The sequence below is a fragment of the Wolbachia endosymbiont (group A) of Bombylius major genome (genome assembly GCF_947251895.1).
GTDB lineage: Bacteria > Pseudomonadota > Alphaproteobacteria > Rickettsiales > Anaplasmataceae > Wolbachia > Wolbachia pipientis.
Genome location: NZ_OX366395.1, coordinates 141846 through 157281, shown reverse-complemented (window position 1 = coordinate 157281; position 15436 = coordinate 141846). Strand labels below are relative to the sequence as shown.

Below are 15436 nucleotides of genomic sequence, written 5' to 3'. Positions count from 1 at the left end.
ATTTTTAGTTCAACTCAATTTTCAATCTATCTGGAAAGAAAATATCAAGTTGAGACATAGTTAAAGCCCAATTAGGCAGAGCCATAGTCCATTTTTGCTCTACCTTCTTTATAGCACAATATACCTGTTTATACAAGGCATTTGTGCTGGTAAATGAGCCCTTGGTTTTAGTGAATTTTCTGATCTGTCTGTGCAGCCCCTCAATTGGATTTGTGGTGTAAATTAGCCTTCTAACTGGGCTAGAATACTTGAAATAACCAGATAAATTTTCCCAATTGTTCTGCCACGATTTTATAACTAAAGGATACTTTTCTCCCCATTTTTCTTCCAGCTCAAGTAAGTAATTTTCAGCAATTTCTTTACTTGTAGCACGATATATTTTTTTCAAATCATTCATGAAAACTTTCACATCTTTGCTGGATACATATTTTAGTGAATTTCTTATCTGATGCACTATACATAGCTGTACTTCTGCTTTAGGAAACGCACTATTTATAGCTGCAGGAAAGCTTTTTAGCCCATCTACACATGCAATCAGAATATCTTCTACTCCTCTTTCTTTGAGGTCATTTAGCACTCCCAACCAAAAGTTAGCTCCTTCACTTTCAGCCAAATAAAAGCCCAGGACTTCTTTTCTGCCATTTTGGTCTATGCCCAATATATTGTACATACATTTACTTACGCAATGTCCATCCTCTTTGACCTTAAAGAACATCCCATCCATAAATACTATCGGGTATACTGATTGCAGTGGACGACTACGCCATTCATTGATTATAGGCAGTAATTTGTCGGTAATACTTGATATCTCTGCCGCCGATATTTTGTGATCATAAATTTCCTCAACGTGTGACGCTATATCTCTATAGCTCATACCACTGGCAAATGTGCTCAAAATCTTCGTTTCAAGCTCTGGATGTAAGCTTGTTTGCCTTTTTTTGACTATTTGCGGCTCAAAACTTCCTTCTCTATCCCTTGGCGTCAAAAGTTCAAATGAACCGGCACTTGTCCGTAAAGTCTTTCCATTTCTCCCATTTCTTCGATTATTCTCTTCACTTTCAGCTAATAAGTGGTTTTCTATTTCACCTTCCAAACTTGCCTCCAGCAGCTTTTTTATAAATGGTGTTAATGCTCCCTCCCTTCCTGTCAACGGTCTTCCTTCTCGTATAGACGACAGGATATTTGTTTCCAACTCTTTATAATCTACCAATCCGTTAGTTCTGTTTACTACTTTCTGACTCATTGTCACACCTCCATTTTTTTATATCAATTTATTACTTTTTTTTCGGTTTGACACACTTTTTTGAACATTCCCGAAGCTGTTGATGATTATAGAAATAATTTTGATTTCAAAGAGCAAAAAGTTATAGAAACTGGCACTCAATCATATGAGGATATTAATAAAAATAATAAAGATTTTTATCTAATATTTAAAAACAAGAAAAGAGCTGAAACCGAGGTTCTTCTTCCTAAAGAAAAAATGGTGTCAACACAAAGACTAATACCATTAGATCCAGTATTATTAAACGACGAATATATAGGTAATGTTAATCTAACAATGATAGAACATGCTGAAGAAAAAGCGATGTCAACAAGAAGACTGATAAAAGTAGATAGGTCATTATTAGACAATGAAGATAACAAAGACTTTCAACTGACATTTGAAAACACCAAAAAAGCCCAAAACTCCTCAATAGAAAGGCCAAATGCTACTGACAGCTCCTCTTTAGTTGTATGTTTTGATGGCGATGCAACAGACAAAAAAGACAACCCATCAACAAAAACAACGCAGCAAAGACAAGCAATCCTAGCTGGTTTTGTTGGTACAGTGTTACTAGTGAGTAGTGTTGCGTTGTGTATAATGGAAATGCACGTTATAGCGGTAGTTGGCGGGATTGTTGGATTAGCGTGTATAGGTTTCGCACTGTATAAGCCAAATACCAAACTGGAGAAAGTGGAAGATCCAGCACAGCCTGTCATTGTTCATTCTTATTTGAATACAACATAAAAATGTTATGCTTAAAAACAAATAAGCATCAGGTAAACCTTTAAATAAGATAATTTATTGAGAAAATTACTCAAAATGTTAACTTAATATTACCATGGCTTTCCATTGTAAAATTATGTAACTGACTATCTTACCTTTTGTATACTTTCTTGTATAGGAGAAGATAAAGATACATCACCTAATGAGGAGTTGACGCTAAGTGTTTCAGAAGGTTGACTAAGCTTTCCAGATCTGAAAAAATATCCTTGTTCTATTGCCTTATTGACTGATAACCCTCCTAGCAAGCAATTCCTTCCTAGTTCTTCTTTACAGTGCTTTAAACTTTCCAGCAGACCTTGATCTTTTATTTCTACCTTTATTTGTTCTTTATTTTGCTCATCAGGGTATAACCTAACTTCTAACTCCCCTTGGCTAGTGTAGAAAGTTAATACTATGTCACTATCTTCTGCAAGATCTGTATAATTTCTTATTCTTCCTTGAGTTATAATTTCTACCTCACTTTTACCGATCTTGATTATATCTCTTCCGCATTCTATTTCTCCTTGAGTGAGTCCTAAATCCCTTGCTCCATCTGTAATCTTTGCAACATATATTGTGCTATCTTCTGAATATTCTAAGTAAAAAGTGGAATTATCTATCCTTGCATCATTCAATTCACCATTAGCAGCATTTTCCGCGATTGTAAAAAATTCTTTAGCATAATTAATATAATTGTTATATGCTCTGATCATATTCGCTTTATGACCCTTAAAGCCTGACTCTATTTCATTAATGACTTCAAAACTGCTCGAATTCTTTAACTTTCCTCCTCTCGATATTAATGCACATATTATATCACTAGCAACTTCAGGGCTTTTTTCTAGCTGTCTAATTCTTTTTATTACATGATCTGTGAAATAATTCTCTTGATCTTTAGCAAAATTCAGTCTTATTCCAGATATGATAGCTTCATTCACAACTTTTTGTAATTCAGCTATGCTTCCAGCTTCTAACACTTGACGCAAAAACTGATCTATCTTAGCTAATCGATCAGGTGGGATAATGTTTGATAAAAGGCTATCCCATCTTTCTACTAAATTCTTCCTTATCCCTTCAAAATTATCTTGCTCATCTTTCGTTAAAGAAGTTACTCCTGCTTGTGAAAGCAATTCTTTTACTGCAGAAAGTGTATAACTGTTAATCAGTGCTGAATTACCAGAATTAATTTTAACATTTAAAACTGTCTTTAAATCTTCGTCATTTTTATGCTCATTGAAAAAATTCTTTAGATTTTCAAATTGTTCGGGATCAGGTGCGTCCCAATCTGAATCAAGCGATTCAATATTAACCAGATGTAATAGCCGTCCATACAATTTTTTTTGATTGTCAGTTAAGAGACATTCTATAATATTATTATTATCACTTGCGATTTGTAGGGGGGTTTTGCCATCATTATCCTTTATACTCAGATCAGCCCCATTTTTTACAAGTAAATCCATGATTTTCCTACTTCTACTAGTACAATAAGCAGCATAGTAGTGCAGTGGTGTTTTACCTTCTCTATCCTGTATATTAGGATTAGCGTGTAGACCCAATAGACAATCGACATCTTCATATTTACAATGATACAGAGCAGTATCATGCAAAGGTGTTTTACCTTTGTTATCCTGTATGTTTGGATCAGCTCCTGCTTTCAGAAGATCATGCATATTCTCTTGTCCTACAAAGACATGTAGTAGTGTTGTTCCTAACTTGCTTCTCTTAAGGTTGAACACAGTCTTTAGGTCTTCACTGTTCTTATTATCTGCTAAGCACTGCTTAAGATTTAAGAAATGATTATAGTCATCACAACCTAAATCTTTTACAGCACTCAGGAGTAACTCTTCGTTTAACTTTTTTTGGCTAGATGTTAACTCTAAGTTGGGTGCATCCATGAGCCATTCGTATACTAGAGACTCTAAGTATTTTCTATCGTCTACCAAAGTTCTTGGACCATTATCTGAACAAATTAAACGTGCCTTGATGAAATTATAGTAATCATCTTGACTGTCCTGTGGTAGTAAATCAGTTGTTTTCGAAGCATGATGCTCAGAGCTTAATTCAAGTTCTGAGTTTTTCTCAATAGATTGATTAGAAACCATACTGTACCTCCTAGTCTAGATTAATATATTATGTAGAATATTTAGTATAAAGTCAAGCTAACTTAAGAATAATTCTTTCACTAAGATACTCTACAATATTACATGGAGAATGTATATTTTCTTTTCTTCTACACCCCCTCCTCTTAACTTAAGCTTATGGGTCACACCTTTGAACTTGCTAAAAGCTGAACGGGTACAAATTTAAGACTCTAAACACTATTTTGAGGAACTACACATTCAGGATCTTTTAAGACTTGATCAACTTCAATATTACTAAGTGCTGTATTTGCTTTATATGAACAGTAACATCCTGTTGCAAGAAAAATAAATGCAACTATAGCAAGCGTAATACATATTGCTAAGTAAGGTATTGTTAAACTTGCACCAACAGCACATACTCCAGAAAGTATAAAAAACGCAGATGCGTAGCTTATCTTATCTTTTATTTTTCTAGCACTCACGGTTAGGTTTTTTTCTTTTTTGCCTTCGATATCTTTATTTTTACTTTTTAGTTGTTTTTCTAGATTCTTAATTTGATTCTCTAACTGTTCATTTGTGCTCTCAGATTTCTGTACTTGTGTTTTCAGATCATTATTTTTACTTTTAACTACTACTAATTGTTTGATCTTAACATTTTGAAGTTCTTCTAGCTTGTGTTTTGTGACATTATGCTCGTGTTCTAGTTGTGAAACTCTTTGGTTTGCATTATTCTGCTCCTTCTCTGTAAGCTGAGCCTTTATGCTCATAGGTTCATTAGTTTTTTCATTCAAGCTTTGCTGGAGATTATTCGACTTCGGCTTTAACCTATGACTATTTTTTCCTACATTTGAGGTTGTGTAAGTACTTACAGAAAATCTTCTCTGTATAAGAGAGCGCTTTATATTTGGGTTTCTCAAACTTGAAACTTTGTTTAATTTTTCTGACCGTAAGGAAGGATTGGAATTTTCTTTACATAACCTAGAGATCATCGCTCTACTAGTTACTTGAGTGGGTTGCTTAGCCACTGGCTTCATTATATTTGGGCTCTCGTTTTCATTATTTTCGCATAAGACTTTAATAAATTGGCCAGAATTAGGCATTTTTACCTCCTTGTAACTATCGCTTATCGTTTCCTGTTGAAAACGCCCTGTTCCCACTATAGTGTCACTTTTTGCTTTTTCTGTCAACGCACTTTTTTCATCTGAAACTGATTGATTTGTTATAGTCAATGAAACATCTTCAACATTTATGATAGGTGATCCTTTATTGTAGTTATTGTTCATTCTTTCTATTAGGTCAGACTGGATCTTACACAAAATGTCCTCAAGGCTTTTAACTTTTTCATAATCTTCTTGAGAAATATAACCGTTATAATAGCACTGACTAGCAGAATATATAGTTTTGATAACAGGCATACCAGGATAAGCGTCCCATGCCCTACCTTGTTCCTTAGTGAAGTTACCTACCATTTCTAATATTTTTTCTACTACTTTCAAACCTTTTTGAGGCGATACAGAAATAACATTATCCTGAACAACATCTACACAATTAATTAAAGAATCAACATTTTTAGCATTTATTGCTCCTTTTACTGATTCTACTACACTCTCTAGATCGAGAGTTGGATTTTCAGGAATAATGACAAGTGATGATTCTTCATCATTATTTAAATCTTCTTGATCTGCAATGAATGACTTAGGACCGTCACCAATATTTGCAATCAGGGACTCAACAACTGTATTATCAGCGTCTTTAAAGTTTTGATTGATATCATCTATTAAACCTTTGCTATTAGCTTTGTAACTACTTAGTTGCTCAGGAATAGTAAGTGTTACTTTGCCATTTTCATAGTCCACTCGATCACTTTGAAATTTAAGTGTGAATTCTAGCTTACTAGCAGATTCATATTGCTTGAATTGGTCTGGATCTGGGTTTTTTATAATTATAACATCACTATACTTAACACTTGCAGAATCCGCACTATTACAATCAATACTTATTGTTTTTTTAGGAATTGTCATTACTAAATTATAGTGGATAAGTATAGGATGAATTTGCCTATATATTGCAAACTCATATCCTGCTTGATTACAATGAGTAATTAATTCTTCCAGTATATGACCGTTTGGCACTTCTGCTCCGGCATGTTCAAACATTTTTATAAAAACATGTTTTGCAATCTGACGTTTATCATTTTGCTTGGGCTCATCGGTTAATTGTTTAACAAAACTCTTACCTATAGGTTTATTGTTGATTATAAAACTCATCCTAGGTAGATCTTTGCAAGCTTGTTTACCAGAATTTGCATCTTTATTACTTTTGTTTGCTTTTACCTCACTGAGTAGACGTTGCGTAAGTTTAAACTCTAATTTGGTCATTGTGCTAGGACTGTAGTGAGCTTCATTCTGATCTTTCTCAGGAAAAGAGTGAATATCTACTTGCTGATTTGCAACACCAATAATTTTACCTCTTGTCATGTTTATCCTCAATATAGATAAGCTTACCCTAGTTTAGCACTAAATTGCAATTTAATCAAGTAAATTATTTAACTTTTCTCAAGAATGTAAAACATAACTATAGGTGTCTCGATATACACCTTGATTTGAATTTATACAGATACTTCTAAACTTACAATGTTATACCAATCCTCAATAGCTTTCTATCTATAAACCAGGGCTTAAGCTAATTTACCGTACGTTCTACTTACCTTCCCAACAACGAACTTCAGTATCACATCATGATGTCATCAATGTCTGTATATAGTGATTAAAACAGCAAGCCCCCAAGTTGGAAGCTTGCTATTGGTTACTTTACATCAATTTTCTTAACATGTTTTTCAGACTTAGGTACACTTATATGTAATACTCCGTCTGAGAAATTAGCAGATATTTTATCTTGGTCTACATTAGCTGGAAGTTGAAAAGACCTATAGAAAGAACCATGATACCTCTCACGATGGTAATATTGTTTATCTTCTGACTCTTTTTCGCATTTCTTTTCACCTTTCACTATGAGATTATCGCCAGATGTACTAATATCTACATTTTCTTTAGAGATACCTGGCAATTCTAAAGATAGGCGATAGTTTTGCTCTGTTTCATACAAGTCACAAGCTGGCAATACACTACCATCTCTTCTGAGAAGTCCAGGGCTAGCTCCCATAAAGAAGCTATTGATCAACAGCTTTTTGTAGACCTCTTAAGCTAAAATTATCGCGATTATTGTTTTTATTTGAATGAACTAGATTACTCATGTTACACCTCCTTATCGTTACTTGTGCATTATATAATCATTCTATTCACTAGTTTCAATACTGTGTGATATAGTTAAAATAAACGTGGACAATATTTTCTAAAACTAAATTGATGTCACGCTTTTTAGTAATACTTGGTTTACTGATTACAGGGATAGGTCTTGTTTATCCTCTAATACAAAAACTTGGCATACTACTGGAATATTTAATCCTTTTACACCATCCGTTGTGCTTGAGTAGAGTTTTTTCAAGTTCTCTAAGAAATCTTCCATTGTTTTGAAGTTTATCTGTCTTCCTTCGTTTTTCTCTCTATCCAAAAGGCGTTCTACATCTTTTATCTCCCTTTCTATATTAGATATTACCTCATACATGAAGCTGATCAGTCTTTTATTTTTATTAGAACAGATGGTTGTTTCATCAGCAAGAGTCTTGTTCTGTTGCTCAAGGGAGTAAACTTGTTTGCTTAACTCCCTTATTTTATATTCATTGTCTGTGATAGTTTGTTCTTTTAAAGATAAATCTTGAGCTTGATTTTTAATTTTTTCTTTTAACCTTCTATAATCTAAATCCATAAAACATTGTTTTCTCTCTTCCATTTTTGTCAACTTAGAGTCTAGTTGTATAATGTAACCATTTTTCGATTCAATGTCCTGTTGCATAGCCTGGCACTTTTCTACAAGCGAACCTCGTTCACTGATCAAAGTGGCTACTCTCGATTTCAAATTAGCAAAATTCCATACATTAGAATCTTTTTTACACTGAAGATCACCTAACAGATCATTTAATTTCTCGATTTCACTGTCTTTATCATTGAACTCTTTGTTTTTCTGATTAAGGTCAACTTTGTTTTTTAATTCTGTGCTTAATCTTTGTATTCCTTCTTGGCTTTTTAATTCTACTTCTAATCTTCCTTTTTCTGTTGTTAATTCGGAAATATTCTTACATTTATCATCTAATTGTCGTTTTGTATCAATTAGCTCTTTATCTTTCTGCTGTAATTGATTCTTTAATTCTTCCATTTGATTATTTGCAGTTTCTTTAGCTTCTTGCTTTAGAGTTAGCTCGTTTTCTAGCTCTAGCTCTCTTTTAGCAAGTTTATTTTTCCAAGTCCCCAACTCCTTATTATTACTAACTATTTTATATGAAAGTACAACTACCAAAACAGATAGTATAGATAGAACCAGTGCAACAGTAAGAGCTGCATTGAAAAATCCAACTGAAGAGAAAAAGTCAAAATAAGAGGATGCAGCAATTGCTACAGATGTAAGTAATGTAAGAGTGGCAAAAGCACTAGCTATAATATAAGGTGTATTATTGGTTTCATTGCGTAAATTCCTCATTACCTCTTTCTCACAAGTAAAATGGCAATCATATTATTATAAGCATCGAAAGAAGGTAAGCCATAAAAAATTAACATAAATCTATACTCACTGTACATTTTCCATTTTCAGTTTCAAGTACTGCTGGCTAAAGAGATAATTTTACTATCTTTTTTAGCTTGCAGAAGGTACCAGTTAATCGTTATAACGTGAATTCTGGATTAAAGGAGAATAGAAAAGGCAAGAAAACAGGGTAAACTCAGCAGTTATAAAAAAATAGATGAGGTTACCCATGGAAGATATAACAAAACTGTTTTGTTTGGTCGATGATTTTTGCAGAGATATAGAGAAAAATTTTGCAGATAAACTACTGCCAAATGGTAAAAAACCCACAAGAACAACGGAAATTGAGCACTCCGAAATCATGACAATAATCCTGCTATATCAACAATCTCCGTGTAAAAATTTCAAAACTTTCTATCTACATTACCTAACGTTGCTCTACAAATCAGAGTTTCCAAAGTTACCTTCATATACCAGGTTTGTTGCTCTAAAGCCTAGGGTTTTGTGGCATTTAGCAATGTTGTTGCATTGGCTTTGTGGACAGTCAGAAAACACTGGAATTTCATATATAGACACAACTCCCATTGCAGTTTGTCATGCAAAAAGAATATCCAAAAACAAAGTTTTTGCTGGAATTGCAAAATTAAGCAAGAGCACTTACGGCTGGTTTTTTGGTTTCAAATTACATATGGTAATCAATGAAAATGGTGAAATTTATGCACTTACGCTCACAAAAGGCAATGTTGATGATAGGATACCTGTGCCAAATCTGACGGAAAAATTAATCGGCCTTTTGTTTGGTGACAAAGGTTATATTGCAAAAGAGCTTTTTCAGAAGCTGTTTGACCGAGGTTTGAAACTTGTTACCAACGTGAAAAAAGGTATGAAAAATACATTGATTTCGCTAAATGAGAAGATTTTACTGAGAAAAAGGTCTATCATTGAGACTGTTTTTGGTTACCTAAAAAATAGACTAGAAATTGAACACACTCGCCATAGATCCCCTGTTAATTTTTTGGTTCATATCTTTTCTACTCTCATTTCCTATTCCATCAAATCCAAAAAGCCTTCTATTTCCTATTCTTTCTTCCTTCCTTAATCCAGAATTCGCGTTTTTAGCTACAAACGTTAAGAAATTTACCAAATGAAAAAAAAGGCAAAAGAAGCCCTGGGGTTATTATCCGCTTTAAAATATTGGCGTTTTTTATGTTTTAAACGCTTGACAAGCGAAATTCAGCTGCTTTTAATTGCAACTAACCTACGCTGCAAATGTTTAAGAAATTTACTAAGCAGAAAAAAAGACAAAGAATCCCCGAATTAGCTAGTCTTTTACTATCTCTGTCGAGTATTGGCATTTTTTGATGTCTTGTAACGCTTTATAAGCGCGTTCAGCTTATTTAGATAAAAATCTAGATGTAGATGAAGTTTTGTAAAGACATACAGTATCTATATACTGCAAAAAATTAAACATAAGACGCCGATACATTAAGTAATCCTTACCTTTTAATCTGCAGATTGGCGAAAGCAAATACAATAGCTTCAGTTTCATGATAAGGGGGCTGGCGAAGGGTGTCAAGTAAGTTTTTGTATTTTAATTTTAGAATTTTATAGGCTTTTGTTCTCATGAAAATTATGTTCTCATGAGTAAATTAATGTTATCCTTTTTTGTTGATCTAAAGTTTTTTATGTTCATACACTTGCGTGTTCATAGTGTTTATTCGCTGCTTGAAAGCTCGGTTAAAATTGAGGAGCTGATTAGCCTTTGTTTGCGAAATAAAATGCCAGCGGTTGCAATTACTGATTCAGGTAATTTATTTGGTTCACTTGAGTTTGCAGAATATGCGGCAAGTAGGGGAATACAGCTAATAATAGGATGCAATATTATAGTTAAACATTCAGAACAAAATTTACCTATATTATTGCTTGCAAAAAATGAGCAAGGGTACACTAATTTAGTCACTTTGGTGAGTGAGTCTTTTAGAAAGCGCAAGAATAACAGCGATATTCCTTACGTTGATTTTGATGAGCTATTGAATTTAAGTACGGGTCTGATCGCTTTAACCGGTGGATGTTTGGCTCAACTATTGTTGGGGCAAGATAAAGAAACGGTTGAAAAACTGCTTTCAGCATTCAATGGTCATTTATATGTTGAATTGCAGCGTCATGGGTTGAATAAAGAGCTAGAGCTTGAAGAAGCTTTAATAGATTTTGCTTATCAGCACAATGTACCACTGGTTGCAACGAACGATGTGTTTTTTCCAAATAGGTCTGATTATGAGGCTTATGATATATTAACGTGTATATCGGAGGGGAGTTATGCCCTGGAGAATAACAGAAAGAAGTTAACTACCGAGCATTATTTCAAATCTGTGGCAGAAATGGAGGAACTGTTCAGCGACATTCCTGAAGCAATTCATAACACTTTAGTGATAGCTAAGCGGTGCTCTTACATGCCAAGAAGCAGGCAGCCTATTTTGCCTAAATTTCCTTGTCGAGAAAATAAAACTGAGAATGAAGAACTGAGGGAGCAGGCAGTTGCAGGATTAGAATTCCGTATTGCGAATGAGACAGACATAGACCTTAAACAATACTACGATCGGCTGAATTACGAACTGAGTGTGATAACTTCGATGAACTACGCTGGCTACTTTTTGATAGTTTCTGATTTCATTCGTTGGAGCAAAGCAAATGGCATTCCAGTTGGTCCAGGAAGAGGCTCTGGTGCTGGATCAATTGTTGCTTGGGGCTTGCAGATTACAGACCTTGATCCAATAAAGTTTGGCCTAATATTTGAAAGATTTTTGAATCCTGATCGTGTATCGATGCCTGACTTTGATATCGATTTCTGCCAAGAGAAAAGGGACCTGGTTATTGATTATGTTCAGAAAAAGTACGGTTATGTTGCTCAAATAATCACTTTTGGTAAATTGCAGGCAAGGGCAGTATTGCGTGATGTTGGTAGAGTATTGCAAATGCCTTACTCTCAAGTGGATAAAATATCTAAAATGGTTCCATTTAATCCAGTAAATCCTGTAACTTTATCACAAGCGATAGAGTTTGATCAAAACCTGCAGAAAGAGCGGGATAGTGATGAGGTAATTGCAAAGCTTCTTGATATATCTCTTAAGCTTGAAGGAATATATCGTCACGTTTCAACCCATGCTGCTGGAATTGTAATATGTGATCAAAAGTTGGAAAATTTTGTTCCTGTGTATTATGATCCAAATTCAGCTTTGCCAATCACTCAATACAGCATGAAATATGTGGAGAAAGCTGGGCTAATAAAATTTGATTTTCTTGGGCTTGGTACGCTAACGCTAATAGATCATGTATGTCGTTTAATTAATCGTGATGGAAAAAAGATTGATATTTCTTCAGTTCCTTTGAATGACCAAAAAACCTATGAGATACTCTCAAGCGGTGATTCAATTGGAGTGTTTCAGCTTGAAAGTTCGGGAATGAGAGAAGCTTTAATTAAACTAAAACCGGACTGCATTGAAGATATTATCGCTTTAATTTCCCTTTATCGTCCAGGACCTATGGATAACATTCCAACTTATGTTGCAAGAAAACACGGACTTGAAAAGCCAGATTATATTCATCCGTTACTTGAGGAAGTATTAAAAGAGACATTTGGGGTAATAATTTACCAAGAACAAGTGATGGAAATAGCCCGTATTCTTTCCGGGTATAGCTTAGCGGAAGCAGATCTGCTGAGACGTGCCATGGGTAAGAAAATCAAGGAAGAGATGGATAAACAACGTGAACTTTTCATCCAAGGGGCAACGAAGAATGGCGTTGATTATGACAGGGCAAGTTATATTTTTGACCTTGTTGCAAAATTTGCTGGTTATGGGTTCAATAAATCTCACGCAGCCGCATATGCGGTTATATCTTATCAAACGGCTTACCTTAAAGCTAATTATCCGTTAGAATTTTTTACAGCACTAATGAATCTGAATATTGATGATAGAGATAAACTGAATTTATTTTATCATGCAGCAAAGTTTAGTGGCGTTACCGTTCTTCCACCTGATATAAACAAATCTAAAGCTGAATTCTCAATAGAGAACGAACGCATACGTTATGGTATTGCTGCCTTGAGGAATGTTGGTTTTTCTATAGCGGAAGGAATAGTGAACGTACGTTCAAGCGCTTGTAAGGACATATGGGAATTCATTCAAAATTCAGGTCATATAATAAATAAGAGAGCGCTAGAAAGCCTGATTAAATCCGGAGCATTCGATAGCGTGCATAAGAACAGAAAGCAGCTATATGAGTCAATGGACATGCTGATTTACTTTGCAAATAAAAACAAACAGGATAGAGAATCAAGTCAAGCTGCTTTGTTTGGTAGTCTTGATGTCCTCAAACCGAAACTTGAGAATGTGGAAGATTTTGATGAGGAGGAAAAATTAGAACATGAGTTATTTTCACTAGGATTTTATTTAACTAATCATCCACTTGAAAAATTTAGAACTCTTCTGGAAAAGTTAAATATTGGGTTTATCGGAGAAAATAGAACAGCAAAAACTGCTGGGGTAATATTAAATGCACGTATGAGAACTTCAGAGCGTGGAAGGTTTGTTATCCTCACACTTTCTGATCCCCATAACGTTTCTGAAATAGCATTCTATAATAATGAAATAATAGAAGAAAAAAGAGATTTATTTTCACCAGGAACATTTGTGATAATTGATCTTGAAGCTTCGGAAAATACAACAAGATTGGCAGGCAAAGATATATCTGAGTTTACAAAAAGAATCACTTCTACAATAAAAGAATTAGTTCTCACCACTGAGTGCACGGATTCGCAAAAAGCCGCTATGGAATTAAACGCAATATTAAAAGATGAAGGCAGAACCAAAATAATGCTAAAACTTCTTCTCGAAAAACACAAAGTGAGCATCTTATTACCAGGTGCATACTCAATTGCTCCTCAAGTAATTTATGAAATATCTAACTTAAGCTGGATTAAAGGCGTAGAAATTAATACAAATAACTTGCTTATATAAAAAAGCTTTATATAATGAAATATTTAATCGGTATTAAAGGAAGATATAGTGAATCTTTATGAATTTACTTTTATAGCACAACAAGGATTGTTACAGCAAGAAGTAGAGGAGATGGTCCAAGAGCTAGCTGTTTCATTGAAAAATATTAAAGCAGATGTTATGTTCCAGCAAATCAGGGATATTCTGAAAAAAGGAAATGAAAAGCTTACAACACAAGAGTTAGAAGTGCGTGCTGAAAACATTAAAGAAGGTCTAGTTGCTTACTCTGATTTCTTGGAAGATCTTACAAAAATTTTATGGGTTGAATTGGAAGAAGATCTTTCAAATTTGAAAGAAGTGAAGTCAAAAATCGATAAAGAGTTGAAAGATGACCTAAAAGATTTAGGAATAACGCAAGATTTTACAAAATTTCTAGGAGGCAGTACTAAAAGTGTGTTTATCCATAACGCAGTAAATGCTTTGAAGAGAAATATTTCAGAACATCTAATAAAGATTTTTCAAGATATTTTGAAAGATTTTAGAATAAACGGTCCAACTCAATCGAGCAAAGCGTTGGAAATGCTTTTGAAAAACATTGAAGCATCAGGATTAATCAAGTATGAACATTGGGGTCTTTTGGATTTTGCATATCCAATAAATAAGATGAAGAGCGGTCATTATTGTATAATGTGCATAAGTTCTACTGCGAGCATTCTGGATGAATTTGTGCGTAGAATGAAACTTAATGAGAACGTTATTCGCCACTTTCCTGTGCAGGTTGATAAAATTTTTGAAGGTAAATCTTATATGATGAATAAACAAATTGAGGAGCAAAGCGCATAATGATGAAAAGACGAAATAGTTTTAATAATTCTTACGTATCTGTAAATAATAGGACTGGCTTTAGGCGTTCTAAAGTTTGCCCTCTTGCTGCGTCTAAAGATGAAGACATAGATTATAAGAATATAGATTTATTATCCAAGTTTACCTCTGACTATGGTAGGATATTACCTAGAAGATTAACAGGCGTATGTGCAAAAAAACAAAGGAAGTTACGCTTAGCGATCATAAGGGCACGTTTTTTAGCTCTTGTTCCTTACTGTACTAAAAAAGTTTAGGTAATTTATGTTGATAATTTTAAAGGAAAATATAAGGACTTTAGGTAAGCTTGGTGAAGTTGTCAAAGTTAAACCAGGTTATGCACGTAATTTTCTTTTTCCACAAAGAAAAGCGGTGAAAGCTACCAAGGAGAATTTAGCAAAACTAGAAGAACAACGTTTATTGCTGGAGGAAGAGAATACAAAAAGATTAAATGTAGCAAAAGAGCTTGCATTGTCACTACATGATAAGTTTGTGGTATTAATAAAGCAAGCTTCAGAGGATGGTAAAATTTTTGGTTCTGTAACAACACGTGAAATTGCGAAAATTTTACTACAAGAAGGACATGTGATAGATCACCGTAGTTTATCTTTTGGTGGAATAAGCATCAAAAACTTGGGTGAATACCAAGTAAACGTAGAATTACATAGTGAAGTAGTAGTACCAATTACTATATACGTCGTGAAATCCGAAACAGATGCAAATGAGCTAAGGCAAGTAAAATTGCAAAATCAGAAGTCTGAGCAACAAGAGGCAGAGCAAGATGCGAATAAAGAAGCTACTGATGGTGATGAAGCTGATTAAAGATGATCTCCCATTAT

The 15436-nt window shown here is 34.2% G+C and carries 11 protein-coding genes; 6 read left to right on the top strand and 5 right to left on the bottom strand.

Features of this window, described 5'->3' with window-relative positions; genetic code table 11:
• Positions 1-4: 4 nt before the first annotated feature.
• Entirely contained in the window at positions 5-1243 is a 1239-nt protein-coding gene (locus OPR49_RS00760) for an IS256 family transposase (protein WP_265026724.1), read from the bottom strand.
• A 60-nt stretch (positions 1244-1303) separates the two neighbouring features.
• Between OPR49_RS00760 and OPR49_RS00755 the strand changes: the two genes are divergently transcribed.
• Entirely contained in the window at positions 1304-2008 is a 705-nt protein-coding gene (locus OPR49_RS00755; RefSeq protein ID WP_265027162.1) for a hypothetical protein, read from the top strand.
• Positions 2009-2133: 125 nt separating this feature from the next.
• Here the strand turns inward: OPR49_RS00755 and OPR49_RS00750 are convergent, their stop codons facing one another.
• From OPR49_RS00750 to OPR49_RS00735, 4 genes are all read right to left on the bottom strand, one after another.
• Positions 2134-4128, bottom strand: a complete 1995-nt coding sequence (locus OPR49_RS00750; RefSeq protein ID WP_265027161.1) for an ankyrin repeat domain-containing protein — start codon at positions 4126-4128, stop codon at positions 2134-2136.
• A gap of 209 nt (positions 4129-4337) precedes the next feature.
• Positions 4338-6584 (bottom strand): TomO hydrophobic C-terminal domain-containing protein, encoded by a 2247-nt coding sequence (locus OPR49_RS00745; protein ID WP_265027160.1) that lies wholly within the window; start codon positions 6582-6584, stop codon positions 4338-4340.
• A 328-nt stretch (positions 6585-6912) separates the two neighbouring features.
• Complete coding sequence (locus tag OPR49_RS00740) at positions 6913-7287, bottom strand: Hsp20/alpha crystallin family protein (RefSeq protein WP_265027159.1); 375 nt, start codon at positions 7285-7287, stop codon at positions 6913-6915.
• 219 nt (positions 7288-7506) lie between these two features.
• Positions 7507-8700: a coiled-coil domain-containing protein gene (locus OPR49_RS00735; protein ID WP_265027158.1), complete on the bottom strand. Its 1194-nt coding sequence runs from the start codon at positions 8698-8700 to the stop codon at positions 7507-7509.
• Between the two features lie 271 nt (positions 8701-8971).
• Here OPR49_RS00735 and OPR49_RS00730 point away from each other — a divergent pair, with 271 nt between their 5' ends.
• The 5 genes from OPR49_RS00730 to rplI all read left to right on the top strand — a co-directional run bounded on the left by OPR49_RS00730 (position 8972) and on the right by rplI (position 15419).
• Positions 8972-9841: an IS982 family transposase gene (locus OPR49_RS00730; protein WP_458694421.1), complete on the top strand. Its 870-nt coding sequence runs from the start codon at positions 8972-8974 to the stop codon at positions 9839-9841.
• 586 nt (positions 9842-10427) lie between these two features.
• A complete protein-coding gene (gene dnaE, locus OPR49_RS00725; protein WP_265027488.1) occupies positions 10428-13757 on the top strand; it encodes a DNA polymerase III subunit alpha in 3330 nt (1109 codons plus the stop codon).
• Positions 13758-13805: 48 nt separating this feature from the next.
• Complete coding sequence (gene rpsF / locus OPR49_RS00720; RefSeq protein ID WP_265027157.1) at positions 13806-14579, top strand: 30S ribosomal protein S6; 774 nt, start codon at positions 13806-13808, stop codon at positions 14577-14579.
• Positions 14579-14854 carry a 30S ribosomal protein S18 gene (gene rpsR / locus OPR49_RS00715; protein ID WP_265027156.1) on the top strand — a complete coding sequence of 92 codons (276 nt, stop codon included), beginning with the start codon at positions 14579-14581 and terminating at the stop codon, positions 14852-14854. The genes rpsF and rpsR overlap by 1 nt, the downstream gene beginning before the upstream one ends.
• Before the next feature lie 7 nt (positions 14855-14861).
• Positions 14862-15419, top strand: coding sequence for a 50S ribosomal protein L9 (gene rplI, locus OPR49_RS00710; RefSeq protein WP_265027155.1), 558 nt, complete (start codon positions 14862-14864; stop codon positions 15417-15419).
• Positions 15420-15436: the final 17 nt, after the last annotated feature.

Excerpts from the sequence above, each read along its gene's own strand:
- OPR49_RS00730 (WP_458694421.1), top strand. The coding sequence starts at position 8,972 with ATGGAAGATATAACAAAACTGTTTTGTTTGGTCGATGATTTTTGCAGA.
- OPR49_RS00750 (WP_265027161.1), bottom strand. The coding sequence starts at position 4,128 with ATGGTTTCTAATCAATCTATTGAGAAAAACTCAGAACTTGAATTAAGC.
- OPR49_RS00745 (WP_265027160.1), bottom strand. The coding sequence starts at position 6,584 with ATGACAAGAGGTAAAATTATTGGTGTTGCAAATCAGCAAGTAGATATT.
- OPR49_RS00760 (WP_265026724.1), bottom strand. The coding sequence starts at position 1,243 with ATGAGTCAGAAAGTAGTAAACAGAACTAACGGATTGGTAGATTATAAA.
- OPR49_RS00735 (WP_265027158.1), bottom strand. The coding sequence starts at position 8,700 with ATGAGGAATTTACGCAATGAAACCAATAATACACCTTATATTATAGCT.
- dnaE (WP_265027488.1), top strand. The coding sequence starts at position 10,428 with ATGTTCATACACTTGCGTGTTCATAGTGTTTATTCGCTGCTTGAAAGC.
- rplI (WP_265027155.1), top strand. The coding sequence starts at position 14,862 with ATGTTGATAATTTTAAAGGAAAATATAAGGACTTTAGGTAAGCTTGGT.
- rpsR (WP_265027156.1), top strand. The coding sequence starts at position 14,579 with ATGATGAAAAGACGAAATAGTTTTAATAATTCTTACGTATCTGTAAAT.